The following is a 21,929-nucleotide window of genomic DNA, read 5'->3' on the forward strand; positions in this document are numbered from 1 at the left end:
GCGGCGATGAACCCCACCGACTCCCCCGCGCCCCTGAAGCGGGCGCTGATCGTCGTCGACGTGCAGAACGACTTCTGCGAGGGCGGCTCGCTGGCCGTCGCTGGCGGCGCGGCGGTGGCGGCCGACATCTCCGCCCTGCTCGGATCCCCCTCGGCCGACGAGTACGACGCGATCGTCGCCACCCGGGACTTCCACGTCGACCCCGGCGCGCACTTCTCCGACGAACCCGACTATGTGGACAGCTGGCCGCCGCACTGCCGGGCCGGGACGCCGGGCGCCGGGTTCCATCCCGCCCTCGACCTGCGATCGGTCCAGGAGGTGTTCTCCAAGGGCGCCCACTCGGCCGCCTACTCGGGCTTCGAGGGCTCGGCGGCGTCCGGGCAGTCCCTGGCCGACTGGCTGTGTGGGCGCGAGATCGCCGCCGTCGACGTGGTCGGCATCGCCACCGACCACTGCGTCCGCGCGACCGCGCTCGACGCGGCGAGGGAGGGCTTCGAGACCAGGGTGCTGCTGCGGTACACGGCCGCGGTGTCCCCCGACGCCGTGCCGTCGGTGCTCGAGCGGCTCCGCGGCGCGGGCGTCACCCCGGTGGGTCAGGTCGCTGCGGCGAACTGACGGCAGCGCCGAGTAGCCTTGGTCGGTGCCTGAACTCCCCAACGTGCCCGACCTGCTCTCCGTGGCGGTGCAGGCGTTGGGCGGCGCCGAACGCATCAACCAGCTGACGATGGCGTCGGCGGTCGCGCACGCCATCGACACCGGCGAGCACCTCGCCGTGCAGGCGGGCACCGGTACCGGCAAGTCGCTCGCCTACCTGGTGCCCAGCATCCGGCACGCCGTCGAGAGCGGCCGCACCGTGGTCATCTCCACCGCCACCATCGCGCTGCAGCGTCAGCTCGTCGACCGCGACCTGCCCCGCCTGTCCGATGCCCTCGCGGGCGCGCTGGGCAGGCGGCCGGAGTTCGCGATCCTCAAGGGCCGCAACAACTACCTGTGCCTGAACAAGATCCACACCGGGGCATCAGAAGACACTGTGGAATCGGCGGAGCTGTTCGACGCGTTCGCGATCTCCCGGCTCGGCCGCGAGGTGCAGCGGCTGACCAAGTGGTCCTCCGACACCGAGACCGGCGACCGGGACGAGCTGGTGCCCGGCGTCAGCGATCAGTCGTGGCGCCAGGTGAGCGTCACCTCGCGCGAGTGCCTTGGCAAGTCGAGCTGCCCGGTCGGCGAGGACTGCTTCGCGGAGCGGGCGCGGGCCGAGGCCTCGAAGGTCGACGTGGTGGTCACCAACCACGCGATGCTCGCGATCGACGCGATCACCGGCATCGCCGTCCTGCCCGAGCACGACGTGGTGGTGATCGACGAGGCGCACGAACTGGTCGACCGGGTGACGGGGGTGGCCACCGCCGAGCTGGCGCCGTCGACCATCAGCGCCGCCGCGCGCAGGTGCGTCAAGCTCGTCGAGGAGCAGGACGCGGACCGGTTCGAGGCGTCCGCGGAGGGCTGGGACGCGGTGCTCGAGGAGCTGCACGCCGGCCGCTGGGAAGGACTGCCCGACGGCGCGGGCCACGCGCTGGCCGCCGTCCGCGATGCGGCCTGGGCCGTGCGCACGGCGATCGGGCCTGCGCGGCCGGGGATGAACGCCACCGATCCCGAGGCGGCCGCCGCCCGCAACGCGGCGCTCGCGGCCGTCGACGAGGTGCACGACAACGCCGTCCGCGTGCTCACCGCGTTCGACGAACCGGACCCGGCCAAGCGCCGCGACGTGGTCTGGCTCGCCGACGAGGAGCGGCGGGGCAAGCTCGTCCGGATGGCGCCGCTGTCTGTCGGCGGGCTGCTGCGCTCGCGGCTGTTCGCGGAGTCGACCGTGGTGCTCACCTCCGCGACCCTCACGGTCGGCGGATCGTTCGACGGGCTCGCGGTGAACTGGGGCCTGCCCGCCGAGTCCGGCACCCGCGTCGATCCGGCGATGGCGACCGGCACCGAGGCGCCCGCGGACGAGGCCGCCATCCGGTGGAACTCGCTCGACGTCGGCTCGCCGTTCGACCACGCCAAGGCGGGCATCCTCTACGTCGCCAAGCACCTGCCCGCACCCGGCCGGGACGGGCTGGCACCGAGCTATCTCGACGAGATCGCCGAACTGGTGACCGCGGCCGGCGGCCGCACCCTCGGCCTGTTCTCCTCGATGCGCGCCGCGAAGGCCGCCGCCGAGGTCATGCGCAAGCGCCTCGACACCCCGGTGCTGTGCCAGGGCGACGACGCCACCGGCCAGCTGGTCCGCGCGTTCGCCGAGGACGAGGCCACCTCGCTGTTCGGGACGCTCTCGCTGTGGCAGGGCGTGGACGTGCCCGGACCGTCGCTGAGCCTGGTGATCCTGGACCGGATCCCGTTCCCGCGTCCCGACGATCCGCTGCTGGTGGCCCGCCAGCGCGCGGTCGAGTCCCGCGGCGGCAACGGCTTCCTCTCGGTGGCGGGTAACCACGCCGCGCTGCTGCTGGCGCAGGGCGTGGGTCGGCTGCTCCGCAGCGTCGACGACCGCGGCGTGATCGCGATGCTGGACTCGCGGCTCGCGACGGCCCGTTACGGCGGCTACCTTCGCGCCTCGCTGCCCCCCTTCTGGGAGACCTCCGATCCCGAGGTCGTGCGCAAGGCGCTCGCCAGGCTGACGGCGGGCTGAGCCCCGCTACCTCGGCCGGTGCGCCCACCCGGCCAGCGCGCGTAGCCGAACCCAGTCGACCGCGACCTTGAAGGGCGGCACCCCAGGGCGGTCCCTCGGCAGCCGCACGCGCAACGCCCCCGGCCTGATGGTGCACCGCACCGGCGTGGCGAGCATGAGCGATTCGCCGTCGACCCCGACCGGTATCTCCGGCGCGTCGGCGTCGACGGTCACCTCGCGGACCGTGTGCTGGGTCATGCCGCGTACGTGCGCACGGTTGAGCAAACCGACGGCCTGGCGCGCGCCCTCCACCGCCACCGTCACGACCCCGAGCACGCCGCGGTCCAGTCGCGCCCGACGGCCCAGACCCGCGAGGTCACTGGTCTGATACGGCCCGTTGCTCACCAGCACCGCCTGCGGGCCCTCGACCGTGAGGCCGCCCGTTCGGGCGGTCAGCCGCGCCCCCGCGCTCCCGCTCAGCAGGTCCGGCAGCATCCGGAGCACGGTCCCGGTCTTGTCGTCCCGGTACGCCGGACTCTGCACCACCTCGGCATACACCCCGAACGACGCGTTGTTGACGAAGGTGCGCCCCGCGATCTCACCGAGGTCGACGCGGACCTCGACACCGTCCCGCAATGCCTCCAGGCCGGCGGCCGGATCGTCGCGATCGAGCCCGAGATCCAGCGCGAAGTGGTTGCGGGTACCCGCACTGATCACCAGGAACGGTATGTCGTGTTCGGCCGCGACCCCGGCGACGAGCGCCTGGGTCCCGTCCCCGCCCGCCACCCCCAGCAGGTCGGCACCCCTGCGCACCGCGTCGCGGGCCAGCGCCTCCACATCGACGGTGTCCGGTCCCTCGAGCAGCGCGACCTCCGCGCCGAGCTCCTCGGCCTTGCGCTGCAGCCCGAACCTGGCCACCTTGCCGCCACCCGAGTGCGGATTCATCACCAGAAAGGGCTGCCGGGGCGGCGGAACGGTGCGCTCGTCCATCACGGACTCGGCACGCTCGGCCTCGAGCGCGGTGCGGGCGCACAGGGCCGCGAGGAGCACGAGCACATACGAGACCACCACCACCCACAGCAGATTCGCGCTCACGAACGCGGAGAGGACCGCGATCGGGACGAGCACGGCCACACCCAGCCAGATCCACCGCGGCACACCGCGATGGGTGAGGAACCAGTACAGGGCCGCCACCATCACCACGACCCCGCCGATGCCCGCGGCCAGCAGCACCAGCGTGCTCAGCACGCCCGCTGCCACGATCGGGACCACGGCCGCGGCCACGGCGGCCGCGAAGGCCGCCCTCGCCCACCAGCGCCGACTCCGGTCCGGGTCGTCGTGCCCCGCCATCTCAGAGTCCGGACCGCGCCGCGACCCGCCCACCGGCGATCGCCTCGAGCAATGCCGCGTGATCGTGCGCGGTCTGCGCGGCGTAGGACTGTGCGAACGACGCGATGGCCTCGTCGAACTCGGCGCTGGACCCGAGGTACTCGGCGATCGCGATCCGGTCGCCCGACCTGGCGTGCGCATAGGCCAGCGCGCGCCCGCACAGGCGCCCGTAGAGCGTCATCCCCGTCGGCGTCATCGCCTCGATCACCGCTGACCCCTTGCCATCTCGCAACTGCCGCAGATAATAGTCGCGCCGCACACCGTCCACCCCGATGCCCTGCTGCCACCCCAGGAAGATGTCGCTGGCGGCCTGCATCAGCCGCTGACCGTGGACCACCCGCTCGCCCTCGTTCTCGAACGAGGGCCCCTCGAGGTAGTCCGACAACACGGACGGCACCGCCTCCTTGGCCTGCAGGAACAGCGGGTCCTCGTCGTCGACGCCGCGGAACAGGATGATCCAGCATCGCGTCCCGACGCTGCCGACCCCGACCACCTTGCGCGCCACCTGGACCAGCTCGAACTGCTCGAGCGGCACCCGGCGGTCCCACTGCAGCGTCGAGCGGTAGTCGCTCAGACGCTGGCGCAATTCGCGATCCAACTCGTCGGCATCGGCGTCGGCGAAGACCTCCTCGATCGGGACCAGCAGGGGCGGATTGCTGAGGATCTTCCGTCTGCCGTCGACCACCGTGGTCAGCTTCCCCAGCGCCTGGACACTGTCGCGGTTCCACGACTTCTCCAGCGTCTTGCGCATGCGCTTGCTCGACGACGAGTCCAGTTGATCGGCCAGCTCCACCAGCTCCTCGGTGGGTTCGATGTGGGAGTACCACACCGCCAGGGTGCCCCGCTCCGCCTGGAGCGCCATCGTCTCCCGATACTCGGCGGCACAGCCCCTGGCGATCCTGGCCCGCTGCTTCGTGCTGAATCCGGTGTCCCGCGACGCGACCTCGAGGCTGGCGACCAAGCGCTTGACGTCCCACTCGAAGGGACCGGGATACGTCTCGTCGAAGTCGTTGATGTCGAACGCCAGCCTGCGCTCCGGCGTCGCGTAGATCCCGAAATTGCTCAGGTGCGCGTCCCCGCACAGGTGTGTGCTCAGACCCGAGGACGGGGCGCGCGAGAGGTCGTCCGCCATGACGAGGGCGGAGCCACGGAAGAAGGCGAACGCCGAGGTCGCCATCCGCCCGTATCGAACCGGGACGAGCTGCGGGATGCGGGCCGCCGCCTGGGTCTCGAGCAAGCCGACCGGATCACGCTCGGCTCCGGGGTGGTGCTCCGCGAGCGCCGCAAACGGCGTCTCCCGACGCGCGGCGCGACCTCGCTCCGCGCGCTCGGCCCTGCTCGGGTGTGCACCCGATTCCGCTGCCGGCGCCACGACTTCGATTGTCCACCCCGCGGGCCGTCCCCACGTCGGGTTCGCGCGCATCCGTGGCCGGTGGCGGCGTGGCGCGGCGCCGCCCTCCGACTACAGGTGCGGCACCGCCAGCAGGCCCAGTTCGGCGTCGGAGGCCAGCAACGGGTGGTGCGGCAGCACCCGCACCGTGTAGCCGACCGCACCCGAGTGCGGGACCGTGGTGTCGGCGACGAACAGCTCGCCGAGCTCGTCCGAACCGGCGTGCCGCATCGGCACGGTGACCACGTCGGTCAGCTCCTCGTCCGCCCCGACCCGGCCGAGCACCGCCTGCACGGTGACCTCGGCGACGGCGAGACCGGCGAGCCGCACGTACGCGCGCAGCGACAGGTCCGCACCGATCACCGGGGTGTCCGGCAGCCCGGAGCTGTCGACCTGAACCACCTGCACGTCGGGCCAGGCCGCCTCGACGCGGCCGCGGTACTCCGCGACCTGCCGAGCCGCCGCGAAACCGTCAGCGACCACGGCCCGCGCTGACCGGGCGGCAGGCGCGTAGTAGTCGACGGCGTAGTCGCGAACCATCCTCGACGCCAACACCTTCGGGCCCAGGTGCTGCAGGGTGTGGCGGACCATCTGCACCCAGCGGGCAGGCACGCCGTCCGCGTCCCGGTCGTAGAACTTCGGCAGCACCGACCGCTCCAGCAGCCCGTACATCGCGCCCGCCTCGAGGTCGTCGCGGCGCACCTCATCGGTCACACCGTCCGCGGTGGGAATCTCCCAGCCGTTCTCGCCGTCGAACATCTCGTCCCACCAGCCGTCGCGGATGGACAGGTTCAGCCCGCCATTGAGCGCCGACTTCATCCCCGACGTGCCGCAGGCCTCCAGCGGGCGCAGCGGGTTGTTCAGCCACACGTCGCAGCCCCAGTACAGGTACCGCGCCATCGACATGTCGTAGTCGGGCAGGAACACGATCCGGTGCCGGACGTCGGCCTCGTCCGCGAAGCGCACCACCTGCTGGATCAGCGCCTTGCCGCCCTCGTCGGCCGGGTGACTCTTGCCCGCCACCACCAGCTGCACCGGCCGGTCGGGGTCGAGCAGCATCGCCCGCAGCCGGTCCGGATCGCGCAGCATCAGGGTCAGCCGCTTGTAGGTCGGGACCCGGCGGGCAAACCCGACGGTCAGCACCTCGGGATCGAAAACACCCGAAACCCAACCGAGTTCGGCGTCGGTGGCGCCGCGCTCGAGCCACGATGCCCGTACCCTCCTGCGGACCTCCTGCACCAGCTGCTCGCGCAGTGTGTTGCGGGTCGACCACAGGTCGGCGGGCGCGATCTCCTGCAGCCGCTCCCATCCGCGCGCCTCCTCGACCAGCTCGGGTCCCACCGCGCGGCGGGCCAGGTCCATCCATTCCCGCGCGGCCCAGGTCGGCGCGTGCACGCCGTTGGTCACCGAGCCGATCGGGACCTCGGCGGCATCGAATCCCGGCCACAGGCCGTTGAACATCTCCCGGCTGACGATCCCGTGCAGCTTCGAGACGCCGTTGGCACGCTGGCCCAGCCGCAGTCCCATGTGCGCCATGTTGAACACCGACGGGTCGTTCTCGCGGCCGAGGTCGATGATCCGGTCCACCGTCAGCCCGGGCAGCAGGGCGGACTCGTTCTCGCCGCCGACCCCACCGAAGTAGTGCCGGACGAGATCGGCCGGGAACCGGTCGATACCGGCGGGCACCGGCGTGTGCGTGGTGAACACGGTGGCCGCCCGTACCGCGGCGAGCGCGGAGTCGAAGTCCAGGCCGGACCCGGTGATCAGCTCCCGAATCCGTTCCACCCCGAGGAAACCCGCGTGGCCCTCGTTCATGTGGAAGACCTCGGGATCGGCGAGCCCGAGCGAATGGGTGTACGCGCGCACCGCGCGCACCCCGCCGATGCCTGCCAGGATCTCCTGCTTGATCCGATGGTCCTGGTCGCCGCCGTACAGCCGGTCCGTCACCCCCCGCAGCTCCGGGTCGTTCTCGGCGATGTCGGAGTCGAGCAGCAACAGCGGCACCCGCCCCACCTGGGCGATCCACACCCGGGCCCGGAGCACCCGGTTACCGGGCATCGCGACCCGCAACAGCACCGGCGCGCCGGAGTCGGGCTCGGTGAGCAGCCGCAGCGGCAGGCCCTGCGGGTCAAGCGAGGGATAGTGCTCGGCCTGCCAGCCGTCGGCGGTCAGCGACTGACGGAAGTAGCCGGACCGGTAGAGCAGGCCGACACCGATCAGCGGCACCCCGAGGTCCGAGGCGGCCTTGAGGTGGTCGCCTGCCAGGATCCCGAGCCCGCCCGAGTAGTTCGGGAGCACCTCGCTGACGCCGAACTCCATTGAGAAGTAGGCGATCCCGCCGGCCAGGTCGGCGCCCTTCGCCTGCTGGTTCTGGTACCAGCGCGGTTGGCCGAGGTAGGTGTCCAGGTCCTGCTCGAGCCGGTCGAGCTCGGCGACGAAGTCGTCGTCGACCGCCAGTTCGTCCAGGCGGGCGGGCGAGACCTCGCCGAGCATCCGGATCGGGTCGTGGCGGACCTGCGTCCACAGCGCGGGGTCGATCCGGCCGAACAGATCCTGGGTCTCGGGATGCCAGGACCAGCGCAGGTTCGTCGACAGCTGCTCGAGGGCGGCCAGCCTGGCGGGAAGGTGGGCACGGACGGTGAACCGACGCAAGGCTTTCACCCTGCGAAGACTACCCATCGCAGGCATTTTTGGGAGGCCGGCCTGCGGAGCGACCCGGGCTTCCGACGCGTTGCGAGGGACGCGAGATTCGGCCAGCGCTTCCCGTACAACTACCCGTAAGGTCTAATCCATGACCGGGCGGATAGGCATCGACGACGTCGCCCCCGAGATCTCGGGGGGACGCCACCCCGCGAAGGCGGTCGTCGGCGAGACCTTCCCGGTGTCGGCGACGGTGTGGCGCGAGGGGCACGACGCGGTTGCGGCGACCCTCGCCGTCCGCGGGCCGGAGTCGAACACCACGTTTCGGATCCCGATGTCCCCCGGCCCGTTCCCTGACACGTTCGCGGCCGTGTTCACACCCACGAGCGTCGGGGCGTGGAGCTTCCGTGTCGAGGGCTGGGGCGATCCGATCTCCACCTGGCGGCACAACGTTGAGGCCAAACTGTCGGTCGGCCAGGGCGCCGCCGATCTGGCGAACGATCTCGAGATCGGGGCCCGACTGTTCGAGCGGGCCGCCAAGGCGGTGCCGCGCGGGGACCGCCCGCGGTGCGCCGCGGTCGCCGCCGCACTGCGCAGCGATCAGCAGCTGCCCGCCCGGGTCGCCCCCGCCTTCGCGGCCGACATCGCCGAACTGCTGCGGGTGTACCCGCTGCGCGACCTGGTCACCAAGGGCCGCACCATCCCGGTGTGGGTCGACCGCAAGCGCGCCCTCGTCGGCGCCTGGTACGAGTTCTTCCCCCGCTCGACCGGAGGCCGTGCCCCCGACGGCACCCCAAGGCACGGCACCTTCGCGACGGCGGCGGACGACCTCCCGCGCATCGCCGCGATGGGCTTCGACGTGGTCTACCTGCCCCCGATCCACCCGATCGGCCGGGTGAACCGCAAGGGCCCGAACAACTCGCTGACGCCGGGCCCCGATGATGTCGGATCGCCGTGGGCGATCGGCGCGGAAGAGGGCGGCCACGACGCCGTGCACCCCCGCCTCGGCACCATCAAGGACTTCAGGAACTTCGTCGCCAGGGCGCGCCGGCTGCGGCTCGAGGTCGCGCTCGACCTCGCCCTGCAGTGCGCACCCGATCACCCGTGGGCGCAGCAGCATCCGGAGTGGTTCACGGTGCTGCCCGACGGCACCATCGCCTATGCCGAGAACCCGCCGAAGAAGTACCAGGACATCTACCCGGTCAACTTCGACGACGACCCCGATGGTATCTACGCCGAGGTGCTGCGGGTGGTGCGGTTCTGGATCAAGAACGGTGTCAAGATCTTTCGGGTCGACAACCCGCACACCAAGCCACCGGACTTCTGGGAGTGGCTGATCGCGGAGGTGAAGCGGTCCGATCCGGACGTGCTGTTCCTCTCCGAGGCTTTCACCCGGCCCGCCCGGATGTACGGCCTGGCCAAGCGCGGATTCACCCAGTCCTACACCTACTTCACCTGGCGGGTGAACAAGCACGAGCTCACCGAGTTCGGACTGGAGATCGCCGCCAAGGCCGACGAGGCCAGGCCCAACCTGTTCGTCAACACGCCGGACATCCTGCACGAGAGCCTGCAGCACGGCGGTCCCGGCATGTTCGCGCTGCGCGCCGCACTTGCCGCGACCCTGTCTCCGACCTGGGGCGTCTACTCCGGATACGAACTGTACGAACATGTTCCGCTGCGACCGGGCAGCGAGGAGTACCTCGACTCCGAGAAGTACGAGCTGCGACCCCGCGACTTCGACGGCGCCCGTGCTCGCGGTGAGTCGCTGGAACCCTGGCTGGCGACCCTGAACCGGATCCGCCGCGCCCACCCCTCGCTGCAGCAGCTGCGCAACATCACCTTCCATCACACCGACAGCGACGCGCTGATCGCGTATTCGAAGTTCGACCCGACCACCGGCGACGCCGTGCTCACGATCGTGAACCTCAACCCGTACGGGGCGGAGCAGGGCACCATCTGGCTCGACATGCCTGCTCTCGGGCGCGACTGGCACGACCACCTGACCGTTCTCGACGAGGTCAGCGGCGAGCAGTACCACTGGGGCCAGGCCAATTTCATCCGACTCGAACCCTGGCGCGCGGTCGCCCACATCCTCGCGTTGCCCGCCGTTCCCTACCCCGCGCGGCTACCCCTCGCCCACCGCGCACCGCGCACATGAGCGCGGATCGGGTCGCGCAGGTCGCGGCGCCCGCACCCGCCGACCTCGCCCGGCTCGCCGAGGGCACCCACCACAACCCGCACGCCGTCCTCGGTGCGCACGCGCATCCCGGCGGCACCGTGATCCGGGCGCTGCGCCCCCACGCGGGCGAGGTGTCGGCCCGCATCGGGGGCGTCGACCACCCCCTGCAGCCGGTCTCGGACGGGCTGTTCAGCGCGGTCGTCCCCGTCGAGGACCTCATCGACTACCGGCTGGTGGTCGAGTATCCCGGCGGGCACACCGTCGTCACCGCGGACGGCTACCGGTTCCTGCCGACCCTCGGGGAGCTCGACCTGCACCTGTTCGGCGAGGGCCGGCACGAGCGACTGTGGGAGATCCTCGGCGCGCACCCGCGCAGCTACACGACCCCGGACGGCGAGGTGGCAGGCACCTCCTTCGCGGTGTGGGCGCCCTCGGCGCGCGGCGTCACGGTGATCGGCGACTTCGACGGCTGGGGCGGGCAGACCGCGCCGATGCGCATGCTCGGGTCCAGCGGGGTCTGGGAGCTGTTCGTCCCCGGCGTCGGGCCGGGCGACCTGTACAAGTTCCGCGTGCACGGCAGCGACGGCTCCGTCCGGGAGAAGGCCGACCCGATGGCGTTCGCCACCGAGGTGCCGCCGCGCACCGCCTCCGTGGTCGGCGTGAGCACGCACAGGTGGGCCGACGCCGAATGGATGGCCGTCCGCGCGCGCACCGACCCGAACCTGGCCCCGATGAGCGTGTACGAGGTGCACCTGGGGTCCTGGCGTCCCGGCCTGAGTTATCTCGAGCTCGCCGACCAACTGTCCGCCTATGTCGTCGAGCAGGGCTTCACGCATGTCGAACTGCTCCCGGTGGCCGAGCACCCGTACGGCGGATCCTGGGGTTACCAGGTCACCTCCTATTACGCCCCGACCGCCCGCTTCGGCTCCCCGGACGACTTCCGGGCCTTCGTCGACCGGATGCACCTCACAGGCGTCGGTGTCATCGTCGACTGGGTGCCCGCGCACTTCCCGAAGGACGACTGGGCGCTGGCCCGGTTCGACGGCGGCCCGCTCTACGAGCACGCCGATCCCCACCGCGGCGAGCAATTGGACTGGGGCACCTACGTCTTCGACTTCGGCCGACGCGAGGTGCGCAACTTCCTCGTCGCCAACGCCCTGTTCTGGATCGAGGAGTTCCACATCGACGGGCTGCGCGTGGACGCGGTCGCCTCGATGCTCTACCTCGACTACTCGCGACCCGAGGGCGGCTGGACGCCGAACATCCACGGCGGTCGGGAGAACCTGGAGGCCGTGGCGTTCCTGCAGGAGATGAACGCCACCGTGCACCGGCAGCACCGCGGCGTGGTCACCATCGCGGAGGAGTCAACCGCGTGGCCGGGCGTCACCCGCACCACCAACGTCGGCGGCCTCGGCTTCAGCATGAAGTGGAACATGGGCTGGATGCACGACACCCTCGGCTACCTCGGCCGAGACCCGGTGCACCGCAGCTTCCACCACCACGAGATCACGTTCTCGCTGATGTACGCCTGGAGCGAGTGCTACCTGCTCCCGATCAGCCACGACGAGGTGGTGCACGGAAAGGGCACGCTGTGGACCCGGATGCCGGGCGACGACTTCGCCAAGGCCGCGGGCCTGCGCACACTGCTGGCCTACATGTGGTCACACCCCGGCAAGCAGCTGCTGTTCATGGGTCAGGAATACGGCCAGCGCACCGAGTGGTCGGAGGAGCGCGGGCTCGACTGGCATCAGCTCGACGAGGGACACGTCGCCGAGCTGCACCGCGGGATCCTCGCGCTGGTGCGCGATCTCAACGCCACCTACCGGCGCCACCCGGCACTGTGGACGCTCGACAACTCCCCCGGCGGGTACTCCTGGATCGACGCGAACGACACCGAGAACAACGTGCTCAGCTACCTGCGGTACGGGTCCGACGGGTCGATCGTGGCGTGCCTGTTCAACTTCTCCGGCTCGGCCCACTCGGAATACCGGGTCGGCCTGCCCGAGCCCGGCCGGTGGGTCGAGATCCTCAACACCGATGCCGACGCATATCGCGGCGCCGGCATGGGTAACTTCGGAGCCGTGACCGCGACCCTGCTGCCCTGGCACGGGCGACCCGCGTCGGCGTCGGTCGCACTGCCCCAGAACGGTGCGATCTGGCTGAGCCTGGAGCGCGGCTGATGCGCCGCCGCCGATCCGTGCTCACGGTCGCCTCGCTCGTCGCCGTCGCCGCGGTCGTCGCCGGCTGCTCCGGGGCGATCGACGGACGCGCCGTGTCGATCTACGACAATCCCTTCACGGTGGCGGGCCTGCCCGCGACCTCCGGCCCCAGTGGCCCCCGCGAGGGCGTGCCCGACGCCCAGCTCCCGGTTCGCGGCGCGGACGGATCGGCGGCCGACGTGCTGGCCACCAACGCCGTGGACGACATCGCGGCCTTCTGGCAGTCCGAGTACCCCCGCGCGTTCGGCGGCGACTTCAGGCCCGTCACCGACCTGCTCTCCTGGGACCCGGACGCGGATCGGGCCCAGGCCCCGACGTTCTGCGGCGACAACACCCACGGATTCGCCAACGCCGGCTACTGCACCCGCGACGGCTCCATCGGCTGGGACCGCACCGTGCTGCTGCCCTCGCTCATCGAGACCTTCGGCCCGATGTCCGTGGTGATGGTCATGGCCCACGAGTACGGGCACGCGGTCCAGTACGGCTCGGGGCTCGCGGGCGACGACGACCTCACGCTGGTGCTCGAGCAGCAGGCAGACTGCTTCGCCGGGGCCTACATGCGGCACGTCGCGCAGGGCGATTCCCGGCACTTCACCCTGAACACCTCCGACGGGCTCAACTCGGTGATGGCGGCGATGGTCGCGGTGCGCGACAGCGACCCGAACGACCCGGAATCGGTGCACGGCTCGGCGTTCGAGCGGATCACCGCGTTCCAGATCGGCTTCACCGACGGCGCCAAGTCCTGCACGAAGATCGACGAGACCGATGTGATGTCGCGGCAGGCCGAGCTGCCCCAGCAGTTCACCACCGAGGGTGACACCGGCGAGATGCCGGTCACCGAGGAGTCCGTGCAGCTGACGGTGGATTCGCTGCAGGCGCTGTTCGACCTGCCGCAGAAGCCGGCCGTCGACTTCGCGGGGGCGGACACCGGGTGTCCGGACGCGGAGACAACGGAACCGGTCTCCTACTGCCCGGCGACAAACACGATCGGAGTCTCGCTGCCCGAGCTGATCGAGCGCGGCACCCCGAACCCGGAGTCCGGGGACGAGTTCACCGCCGACGTGCGCGGCGACTTCGGCGCCTACGTCCTGGTGGCCTCGCGCTTCACGCTGGCCGCGCAGGCGCACGCCGACAAGTCGCTGACCGAGGCCAAGACCGCGGTGCGGGCGGCTTGCCTGTCCGGGGCGTGGACCGCGGCGACCGCGGTGGGCGAGGCCGGTGGGCTGACGCTCTCCCCCGGCGACCTCGACGAGGCGGTGTCCGGGCTGCTGAGCGACGGGCTGATGGCGAGCGACGTGAACGGGAACACCGTGCCGAGCGGCTTCGCCCGGGTGGACGCGTTCCGCTCGGGAGTCCTCGGCGGCGAGCAGGCCTGCGAGAACCGCTACGGGTGATGCGGCTCCGCCGCGCCTGTGCGCGATTCCCACCCCCACTGGGATGAGAATCGCGCACAGGCGCGCAGCGCTAGTAGAGGGCGGACGCGAGCTTGCGACGGGCGGCGATGACGATCGGATCGGCGGGGTCGAACAGCTCGAACAGCTCGAGCAGTCGGGTCCGGGCTGAGTTCCTGTCGTCTCCCGCGGTGCGGCGGATCGTCTCGATGAGACGGGCGAAGGCCGCCTCGGGCTGCTGGCTGTAGAGCTCCATGTCGGCCGCGTCGAGCTGGGCGGTCACGTCGGCGGGCTCGGCGTCGGCCCGCGCGACGGCGTCGGGGTCGAGGTCCTGCACGCGGGCGATGAACCGGACCTGCCGGATCGCACCGAGCGCCTGCACGTTCGCGGGCTCCGCGTCGAGGATCACCTGATAGGCGGCCTCGGCGCCGGCCAGGTCACCCTCGCTCAGCGCGGTCTCCGCCGCGACGAACCGCGGGTCCTCGGGCTCCTCGGGCTCGCCCTCGCCCTCGCCCTCGGACTGCGGCGGGCCGGAAAGCTTGCCCGCGGTCGCCTGCAGCACGGCGTCGATCCACTGTCCGAGTTGCGGCTCGTCGCCGTCGAAGTCCGCCAGCGGACGTCCGGCCGCGACCGCGACGACGGCGGGCAGCGCCTGCACGCCGAAGGCCTGCGCGATCCGGGGATCGCTGTCGACGTTCACCCGGGCCAGCACCCACGACCCGTTGCCCGCCGCGGCGAGCGAGTCCAGGGTCGGGGAGAACACCGCGCTGGCGGGCATCGACGCCGCATACAGCTCGACGACGACGGGAACCTGGGTCGAGCGGGCGAGCACCTCGGCCTCGAAATTGGCCTCGGTCACCTCGACGACCGCCGAGGACGCGGCACTCACGCCGTTCGCGGTCGGCGGGCCTGCGGGCGCGGCCTGCGCTCGTTCCTTGAGGGCGGACAGATCCACCGCGCCGGTCATGGCGGCGGCCGCCGCGGCCGATGGACGTGAGGGTGGGCGGGAACCGGGTCGAGTCACATGTTCAGTTTGTCACGATCGACGGCTCAGCTCAGCGCGGGTGCCGGTTCCTTGGCGCTGTCGGCCGAGAGCTCGGCGAGACGGCCGGTGCGCACGGCCCAGGCCTCGAACACGATCGTGCCGAACGGCGGGACGCTCGCGACCAGCGCCCAGAAGGTGGTGACCAGCGACCACGAGAGCTTCTTCGCCGTGACGATGGCCACCAGGACGTACAGCACGAACACCGCACCGTGAATGGGCCCGAAGACCTTCACGCCGATCTCGTTGCCGTCTGCGGGCAGGTACTTGAAGGCCATGCCGATCAGCAGGCCGAGCCAGGTGATCGCCTCGAGGACCGCCACGAAACGGAAGCGCTTGGCCCACGTGCTGAGATCGAAGATGTTCGCCATGGGCCCCATTGTGCCCGACGCACTACGACGCCCCGTAGTTGAGGCGGTCGACCTCGACCACGGGGCGCCTCGGCGCCGCCCTCGGCTACTGCTTGGGAACCCGGATGATCAACGCATCACCCTGACCGCCGCCGCCACACAGCGCGGCCGCGCCGACGCCACCGCCGCGACGGCCCAGCTCGAGCGCCAGGTGCAGCGCGATCCGCGCACCCGACATCCCCAGCGGATGTCCGATCGCGATCGCCCCACCGTTCACGTTGACCTTCGACTCGTCGAGTCCCAGTTCCTTGGTCGAGGCGATGCCGACGGCGGCGAAGGCCTCGTTGATCTCCACCAGGTCCAGATCCTTCGGGTCGATGCCCTCACGCTCGCAGGCCTTCGCGATCGCGCGCGCCGGCTGCGACTGCAGCGTCGAGTCGGGGCCCGCCACCACGCCGTGCGCGCCGATCTCGGCGATCCAGCTCAGGCCAAGCTCCTGTGCCCTGGCCTTGCTCATCACCACCACCGCGGCGGCGCCGTCGGAGATCTGCGAGGCCGAGCCCGCGGTGACGGTGCCGTCCTTGCTGAACGCGGGACGGAGCTTGCCCAGCGACTCGACGGTCGTGTCGGCGCGGATGCCCTCGTCCTCGGCGAATACGACCGGCTCACCCCTGCGCTGCGGGATCGACACGGGCACGACCTCCGCCTCGAAGAGCCCGTCCTTCCAGGCCCGCGCGGCGTTCTGGTGCGAGGCGGCCGCGAACGCGTCCTGCGCCTCACGGCTGATCCGCTGGTCGTCGGCCTGGTTCCGCTGCTCGGTCAGGTTGCCCATCGGCTGGTCGGTGAAGATGTCGTGCAGGCCGTCGTAGGCCATGTGGTCGCGCAGGGTCACGTCGCCGTACTTGAAGCCCTCACGGCTCTTCTCCAGCATGTGCGGTGCGCGGCTCATCGACTCCTGGCCACCGGCGACCACGATGTCGAACTCGCCCGCGCGGATCAGCTGGTCGGCCAGCGCGATCGCGTCGACGCCAGAGAGACACACCTTGTTGATCGACAGGGCGGGCACGTCCATCGGGATGCCCGCGGCCACGGCCGCCTGGCGCGCGGGCATCTGACCGGCGCCCGCGGTCAGCACCTGGCCCATGATCACGTACTCGACACTCTCGGGCGCGACGCCCGCCTTCTCCAGCGCGCCCTTGATGGCGATGCCACCCAGATCGGATCCCGAGAAATCCTTGAGCGAGCCGAGCAAACGACCCACCGGGGTCCGGGCTCCGGCGACGATGACTGAACTGCTCACGGCTTCCTCCAACGATCAACACGGGTGGTCAGCGACCAAAAGCCGCATCCCAAAGAGAACTACAAAGACGGTAGCGCTACCGTCATCGACATGACGAACTCCGCCCCCAACGCCGCCGCGTCCGTACTCGCTTCCGACCTGGTGACGGCCATCGACCACGTCGGCATCGCGGTGCCCGATCTCGATGCCGCCATCGCCTGGTACGGCGAGCACCTCGGCCTCGTGTCCACGCACGAAGAGGTCAACGAGGAGCAGGGCGTGCGCGAGGCCATGCTGTCCGTGCCCGGCAGCCCGGCAGGCGCCACCGCGATCCAGCTGCTCGCCCCGCTGAACGACGACTCGACCATCGCCAAGTTCATCGCCCGCAGCGGCCCCGGCCTGCAGCAGCTCGCCTACCGGGTCAGCGACCTCGATGCCATCTCCGAGCGCCTGCGCGCGGGCGGCGTCCGGCTGCTCTACGATGCCCCTCGCCGCGGTACCGCGGACTCGCGGATCAACTTCCTGCACCCCAAGGATGCGGGCGGCGTGCTGGTCGAACTGGTCGAGCCGGCCGCAGACCCGGCACACTGATACTGCGCCACCCCCTTTTTCAGCACAGTGGTTCGCCCGAGCGCACAGACCACATCACCACCGGAGCGACGGTAAGTTATGACCATGCCCAACGAGATCCAACTGCCCTTCAACATCGTGCGGAAGGGCTACGACCGCGACGAGGTACGCAACTACTTCGAGCGCTTCGACGCGGAACTCCGGGTCACCGCGACCGATCGTGATGCGGCGGCGGCGCAGGCCCGAGACCTCGCCCAGCAGTTGGAGGACGCCCGCGACGAGATCGACGACCTGCGCAAGGACGTCGACCGGCTGTCCGTTCCGCCGACGACCGCGGAGGGCATGAGCGAGCGCATCTCCCGGATGCTCCGCCTCGCCTCCGATGAGGCCTCGGAAGTGCGGGCCACGGCCCAGTCCGAAGCCGCCGAGATGGTGTCCATCGCCGAGCAGGACGGCGCCGCGCTGCGCGGCAAGTATGAGGGCCTGCTCGCCGAGCTCGAGGATCGCCGGAACGCCATGGAGGTCGAGCACACGCAGACCATGGCGACCGCACGCACCGAGGCCGCCCGTCTCGTCGAGAAGGCGCAGTCCGAGGTCGCTCACCTCCAGACCGAGTCCGAGGCGCGGCGCAACGAGGTACAGCAGGACTTCGAGATCACCATGAGCGAGCGTCGCACCAAGGTGGTCAGCGCGGTCAACGAGCTCGAGGCCACCAGCAAGGCCGAGGCCGAGCGCAGGCTCACCGACGCCACCAACGAGGCCCGCAGGCGACTGCAGACCGCGACCGAGCAGGCCGAGAAGCGGATCGCCCACGCAAAGGAACTCGCCGAAGAGCTTCGCGTGCTCCGCGGCCGGGTCCTGGCTCAGCTCCTGGGAATTCGGGGACAGCTCGACTCGGTGCCCGCCATGCTCGCCTCGGTCAACCGCGAGGGCGAACTGCTCGACGGGGTCGGCGACTCCGCCGCGCGCAACGCCCCGGCCGAGGACGAGGACGAGAACAACGACGCCGCATCCGAGGCGTCCGAGAAGTCGGAGAAGTCCGAGGAGTCGGTCAAGACCAACGTCGGGTGATGCCCCGAGATCCGCGCCCGTTCCAGCACCCGGTGTGCCAGTGCCTGCGTTCCTCGGCCCCGCCGAGTTCGTCCGCAGGCCAGGCCACCAGGTGCGGGACACCGGGCCGGATCTCGTGGTCGCAGCCGGGGCAGCGATAGGTCTTGGTGGCGCGCGACCCCGGCACCGGGCGCACCAGGTACCGCTCGTCGTCGTATCCCGCAGGCCCCGAATCGATCCGCGACTCCCGGCCGCCGGCCGGCGTCGGCCGGTCGGTCCGGTGTCGCTGATTCCGTCTGGGCATGACTACAGCCTAGGTTTCGATCAGAACAGCCGGAACTCGGTGCTCTCGGTCCCCCGCAGTTTGTCGTAATCGAGTGTCAGGCAGCGGATCCCGCGATCCTCGGCGAGGGTCCGCGCCTGGGGCTTGATCTGCTGCGCGGCGAACACCCCGGTCACGGGCGCGAGCAGCGGATCGCGGTTCATCAGTTCCAGGTAGCGGGTCAGCTGTTCGACACCGTCGATCTCGCCGCGGCGCTTGATCTCCACTGCGACCGACGCACCGTCCGCGTCCCGGACGAGCAGGTCCACCGGTCCGATCGCCGTCATGTACTCACGCCGGACCAGGGTGTATCCGGGACCGAGCGTCTCGACGTGCTCGGCCAGCAGCTCCTGCAGGTGCGCCTCGACCCCGTCCTTGATCAGGCCCGGGTCGACGCCGAGTTCGTGCGAGGAGTCGTGCTCGACCTCGTGGATCGTGATCCGCAGCTCCTCGCCGGCTTTGTTGGTCACGACCCACAGCTGGGTGCCCTCCTCACCGTCGTTCTCGACGAGCCAGCACGGGGGGCTCATCCAGTTCAGCGGCTTGTACGCACGGTCGTCCGCATGGATGCTCACGGAACCGTCGGACTTGACCAGCAGGAGCCTGCGCGCCTTCGGCAGGTGTGCAGTGAGTCGTCCGACGTAGTCGACATGGCAGCTGGCAATCACGAGGCGCACTCGGAACACCCTAGAGCACCCATCGGTGCGCGCCGCAGACCCGCCACGCCACGCCGGGTCGCCGGGTGGTCAACCCATTACGCTGGAGCGACCATGCCGCTCCCGTTCCGCTCGATCGCGCCGCTTGGCTCGCGGCTGCTCGGCGCCCCGGACGAGAGCCCGCGCCGACGCCGGATCCGCGTCCAGGTGCTGCTGACCGCGAGCCTGGTGCTGTCCAACCTGATCGGCGCGCTCGTGGTCGGCGCCCTGATCACCGTGGTCGTGCCCGGCCCGAGCCTCTACGACCTCGACTACCTGGTCGTCAACGCGGTGATCGGGCCGGTCTACATCGCCCTGGCCGTCGCGGTCGGGGTCCTGTGGGGCACCCTCCGCGCGACGAAGGACTTGCGGTGGGCAATCGAGGACCGGGAACCGACCAGGGAGGAGGCCGCGGCCGCGCTCGCGATGCCGTGGCGCCTGACCCGGATGCAGGCCCTGCTCTGGTCCATCGGGCTCGTCCTCTTCACGGTCAGCTACGGGCTGATCGAACCGGACTCCATCCCCAAGGTCGCCTTCACCATCGTCATGGGCGGGGTCACGGTCTGCGCATTCAGCTATCTGCTCAGCGAGTTCTCGCTGCGTCCCGCGGCGGCGCGGGCCCTCGAGGCTGGCGACCCGCGCCGGGTGCGCATCGCGGGCGTGACCGGCCGCAACATGCTGGCCTGGACCCTGGGCACCGGGGTGCCGGTGGCGGGCCTGATGCTGATCGCGGTCTTCAGCTTCATCCGCCCGGAACACGTTGACGTAGAAAAGCTCGCGGTCTCGATCCTCGCGCTCGGCGCCATCACCCTGGTCTTCGGACTGGCGCTGACCCTCCTCGGGGTGGGAGCAACCGTCGCGCCCATCCGGGCGGTCCGAGCTGCCATGGTGCGCGTCGAACACGGCGAGCTCGACACGCAGGTGGTGGTCTACGACGGCACCGAGCTCGGCGAGCTGCAGAGCGGCTTCAACCGGATGGCGGAGGGCCTGCGCGAGCGCGAGCGGATCCAGGAGCTGTTCGGCAGGCACGTGGGACACGAGGTGGCCGAGGCCGCCATCAAGCGCAATCCGGAGCTCGGCGGAGAGGAGCGCGAGATCGCGGTCTTCTTCATCGACCTGGTCGGATCCACCGAGCTCGCGGCATCCCGTCCGCCGAAGGAGGTCGTCGACCTGCTCAACCGGTTCTTCGATGTCGTGGTCGACGAGGTGGACCGGCACGGCGGCCTGATCAACAAGTTCGAGGGCGACGCCGCGCTCGCGATCTTCGGGGCGCCCGTCGAGATCCCGGACCCCGCCGGCAGCGCGCTCGCCGCCGCCCGCGCGATCCGGTCCCGGCTGATCGTCGAGGTGCCGGACTGCAGCGCCGCGATCGGTGTCGCCGCGGGCACCGCCGTCGCGGGAAACATCGGCGCCCGCAAGCGATTCGAGTACACGGTCATCGGGGATCCGGTGAACGAGGCGGCCCGGCTGTCCGAGTTGGCCAAGACGATCGACGGCGCACTCGTCGCCTCCGATCGCTCCGTCCAGCGGGCGGGGACCGACGAGTCCCGCCGCTGGGAGCTCGGCGACTCCGTGATCCTCCGCGGACGCAATGTCGCCACCCGCCTGGCCACCCCCGCCCGCCAAGTGCCGTAGCGAGCCTCCCCCGCCCCTGCTCGACTGTCGGTGCGCTCTGGTACATGTGGGGCATGGGTGTGACTGTCGACGAGTTCCTGGCAATGCTGGACACGCTGCCCGAGACCGAGCAGAGCGGTGGTGGCGGCGGTAGCTGGGTTTCGCTCAAGGTCCACGGCAAGGGCTTCGGCTATGTCTGGGAGAAGACGGAGACGGTGGGGCTCAAGACGACGCTCGACGAGCAGATCGCGCTGGTGTCCGAGCGCCCTGACGTATTCGAGGTCCAGTTCACCACCAACCAGTTCGGATGGGTCGTGGTGCAGCTGGCGAAGATCGAACCCGACGAGCTGCTGGAACTGGTCACAGAGGCCTGGTGCCTGACCGCGCCCAAGCGTCTCGTCGAAGCACACGAATTCGGCAGTCTCTACGACGAATAGCCCCGTTCCTGCGAGGATGCGGTGGTGATCCTCGAACATGCACTCCTGCAGGTGAAGTCCGGTCGCAGTGCCGAATTCGAGACCGCCTTCGGTCTGGCCAGGCAGATCATTTCCAGCATGGCCGGGTTCCGCACGCTGTCGCTCTCACGCTGCCTCGAGCATCCCGACACGTACCTGCTGCTGGTCGAATGGGACAGCCTGGATGACCACGTCGAAGGCTTCAGGAAGTCGCCGCAGTACGAGCAGTGGCGCTCGCTGCTGCACGACTTCTACGACCTCTTCCCGACCGTCGAGCACTACGAGCAGGTCGACTTCGCCGGTCGCACCACCAACTGAAGCCGTCGAGTGTGCAGTTGTCGGGGCATCGCCCGAGAAGGAACGCCGGTAGGTGCACTCTCGGCCGGCCGGGGTGTGGCGTCGAGTGTGCAGTTGTCGGGGCATCGGCCGAGTAGACAGGTCGGTAGGTGCACTCTCGGCGGGCCGCGGTGGCAGGCCGGGGGGCTTGTGTGTCTTGCCCTGGATATGCGAAATGCCTCGCATCGCAGTCTCTTTCGAGGCTGTGATGCGAGGCATTCGCAATTTATGTTCGGCGGTGTCCTACTCTCCCACACCCTGTCGAGTGCAGTACCATCGGCGCTGGAGGGCTTAGCTTCCGGGTTCGGAATGGGTCCGGGCGTTTCCCCTCCGCTATGGCCGCCGTAACTCTATG

At 70.5% G+C, this 21,929-nt stretch carries 18 protein-coding genes and 1 rRNA gene; 10 read left to right on the forward strand and 9 right to left on the reverse strand.

Going from position 1 to position 21,929, the window contains the following annotated elements; translation table 11 throughout:
* The first annotated feature begins 6 nt into the window (after positions 1 to 6).
* Both FCG67_RS13565 and FCG67_RS13570 read left to right on the forward strand, forming a co-directional pair.
* Positions 7 to 615, forward strand: coding sequence for an isochorismatase family protein (locus FCG67_RS13565; protein WP_169310518.1), 609 nt, complete (start codon positions 7 to 9; stop codon positions 613 to 615).
* 25 nt (positions 616 to 640) lie between these two features.
* Positions 641 to 2,674, forward strand: coding sequence for an ATP-dependent DNA helicase (locus FCG67_RS13570; protein WP_136910253.1), 2,034 nt, complete (start codon positions 641 to 643; stop codon positions 2,672 to 2,674).
* Positions 2,675 to 2,680: 6 nt separating this feature from the next.
* Here the strand turns inward: FCG67_RS13570 and FCG67_RS13575 are convergent, their stop codons facing one another.
* The 3 genes from FCG67_RS13575 to glgP all read right to left on the reverse strand — a co-directional run bounded on the left by FCG67_RS13575 (position 2,681) and on the right by glgP (position 8,093).
* Positions 2,681 to 4,003, reverse strand: a complete 1,323-nt coding sequence (locus FCG67_RS13575) for a diacylglycerol/lipid kinase family protein (protein ID WP_136910254.1) — start codon at positions 4,001 to 4,003, stop codon at positions 2,681 to 2,683.
* A 1-nt stretch (position 4,004) separates the two neighbouring features.
* The gene (locus tag FCG67_RS13580) at positions 4,005 to 5,414 is read right to left on the reverse strand and encodes a DUF2252 domain-containing protein (protein ID WP_425467828.1); all 1,410 of its coding nucleotides are present in this window, start codon (positions 5,412 to 5,414) and stop codon (positions 4,005 to 4,007) included.
* Between the two features lie 90 nt (positions 5,415 to 5,504).
* On the reverse strand, positions 5,505 to 8,093 hold the full coding sequence (glgP, locus tag FCG67_RS13585) for an alpha-glucan family phosphorylase (RefSeq protein ID WP_136910255.1): 2,589 nt from the start codon (positions 8,091 to 8,093) through the stop codon (positions 5,505 to 5,507).
* 130 nt (positions 8,094 to 8,223) lie between these two features.
* On the opposite strand from glgP, the gene FCG67_RS13590 reads away from it, so the two are divergent.
* The 3 genes from FCG67_RS13590 to FCG67_RS13600 are packed head-to-tail and all read left to right on the forward strand — an operon-like array spanning position 8,224 to position 13,864.
* Positions 8,224 to 10,230: an alpha-1,4-glucan--maltose-1-phosphate maltosyltransferase gene (locus tag FCG67_RS13590; RefSeq protein WP_136910256.1), complete on the forward strand. Its 2,007-nt coding sequence runs from the start codon at positions 8,224 to 8,226 to the stop codon at positions 10,228 to 10,230.
* Positions 10,227 to 12,431 (forward strand): 1,4-alpha-glucan branching protein GlgB, encoded by a 2,205-nt coding sequence (gene glgB / locus FCG67_RS13595; RefSeq protein WP_136910257.1) that lies wholly within the window; start codon positions 10,227 to 10,229, stop codon positions 12,429 to 12,431. The genes FCG67_RS13590 and glgB overlap by 4 nt, the downstream gene beginning before the upstream one ends.
* Positions 12,431 to 13,864 (forward strand): neutral zinc metallopeptidase, encoded by a 1,434-nt coding sequence (locus tag FCG67_RS13600; protein WP_136910258.1) that lies wholly within the window; start codon positions 12,431 to 12,433, stop codon positions 13,862 to 13,864. Before glgB ends, FCG67_RS13600 begins: the two co-directional genes overlap by 1 nt.
* A 70-nt stretch (positions 13,865 to 13,934) precedes the next feature.
* Here the strand turns inward: FCG67_RS13600 and FCG67_RS13605 are convergent, their stop codons facing one another.
* From FCG67_RS13605 to FCG67_RS13615, 3 genes are all read right to left on the reverse strand, one after another.
* Complete coding sequence (locus FCG67_RS13605; protein ID WP_136910259.1) at positions 13,935 to 14,828, reverse strand: tetratricopeptide repeat protein; 894 nt, start codon at positions 14,826 to 14,828, stop codon at positions 13,935 to 13,937.
* Between the two features lie 83 nt (positions 14,829 to 14,911).
* A complete protein-coding gene (locus tag FCG67_RS13610; RefSeq protein ID WP_136910260.1) occupies positions 14,912 to 15,274 on the reverse strand; it encodes a DUF3817 domain-containing protein in 363 nt (120 codons plus the stop codon).
* Positions 15,275 to 15,359: 85 nt separating this feature from the next.
* Positions 15,360 to 16,553 carry an acetyl-CoA C-acetyltransferase gene (locus FCG67_RS13615; protein WP_136910261.1) on the reverse strand — a complete coding sequence of 398 codons (1,194 nt, stop codon included), beginning with the start codon at positions 16,551 to 16,553 and terminating at the stop codon, positions 15,360 to 15,362.
* A gap of 90 nt (positions 16,554 to 16,643) precedes the next feature.
* Here FCG67_RS13615 and mce point away from each other — a divergent pair, with 90 nt between their 5' ends.
* Both mce and FCG67_RS13625 read left to right on the forward strand, forming a co-directional pair.
* Complete coding sequence (mce, locus tag FCG67_RS13620; RefSeq protein ID WP_077042211.1) at positions 16,644 to 17,123, forward strand: methylmalonyl-CoA epimerase; 480 nt, start codon at positions 16,644 to 16,646, stop codon at positions 17,121 to 17,123.
* Between the two features lie 84 nt (positions 17,124 to 17,207).
* Entirely contained in the window at positions 17,208 to 18,173 is a 966-nt protein-coding gene (locus tag FCG67_RS13625; protein WP_136910262.1) for a coiled-coil domain-containing protein, read from the forward strand.
* On the opposite strand, the gene FCG67_RS13630 is transcribed toward FCG67_RS13625, so the two are convergent.
* The gene (locus FCG67_RS13630; RefSeq protein ID WP_136910263.1) at positions 18,154 to 18,456 is read right to left on the reverse strand and encodes an ATP/GTP-binding protein; all 303 of its coding nucleotides are present in this window, start codon (positions 18,454 to 18,456) and stop codon (positions 18,154 to 18,156) included. The two genes, FCG67_RS13625 and FCG67_RS13630, sit on opposite strands and share 20 nt — an antisense overlap.
* 20 nt (positions 18,457 to 18,476) lie before the next feature.
* Positions 18,477 to 19,151, reverse strand: coding sequence for an endonuclease NucS (nucS, locus tag FCG67_RS13635; protein WP_097211523.1), 675 nt, complete (start codon positions 19,149 to 19,151; stop codon positions 18,477 to 18,479).
* 93 nt (positions 19,152 to 19,244) lie between these two features.
* Here nucS and FCG67_RS13640 point away from each other — a divergent pair, with 93 nt between their 5' ends.
* From FCG67_RS13640 to FCG67_RS13650, 3 genes are read left to right on the forward strand one after another with little or no spacing between them, the layout of a single operon-like run.
* A complete protein-coding gene (locus FCG67_RS13640) occupies positions 19,245 to 20,804 on the forward strand; it encodes an adenylate/guanylate cyclase domain-containing protein (RefSeq protein ID WP_136910264.1) in 1,560 nt (519 codons plus the stop codon).
* 53 nt (positions 20,805 to 20,857) lie between these two features.
* Positions 20,858 to 21,220, forward strand: a complete 363-nt coding sequence (locus tag FCG67_RS13645; RefSeq protein ID WP_136910265.1) for an MmcQ/YjbR family DNA-binding protein — start codon at positions 20,858 to 20,860, stop codon at positions 21,218 to 21,220.
* Between the two features lie 24 nt (positions 21,221 to 21,244).
* Positions 21,245 to 21,556 (forward strand): antibiotic biosynthesis monooxygenase family protein, encoded by a 312-nt coding sequence (locus FCG67_RS13650; RefSeq protein WP_136910266.1) that lies wholly within the window; start codon positions 21,245 to 21,247, stop codon positions 21,554 to 21,556.
* 248 nt (positions 21,557 to 21,804) lie between these two features.
* On the opposite strand, the gene rrf is transcribed toward FCG67_RS13650, so the two are convergent.
* Positions 21,805 to 21,921, reverse strand: a 5S ribosomal RNA gene (rrf, locus tag FCG67_RS13655).
* Positions 21,922 to 21,929 lie beyond the last annotated feature (8 nt).

This window comes from Rhodococcus oryzae (genome assembly GCF_005049235.1).
In the GTDB taxonomy this organism is placed as follows: domain Bacteria; phylum Actinomycetota; class Actinomycetes; order Mycobacteriales; family Mycobacteriaceae; genus Rhodococcus_G; species Rhodococcus_G oryzae.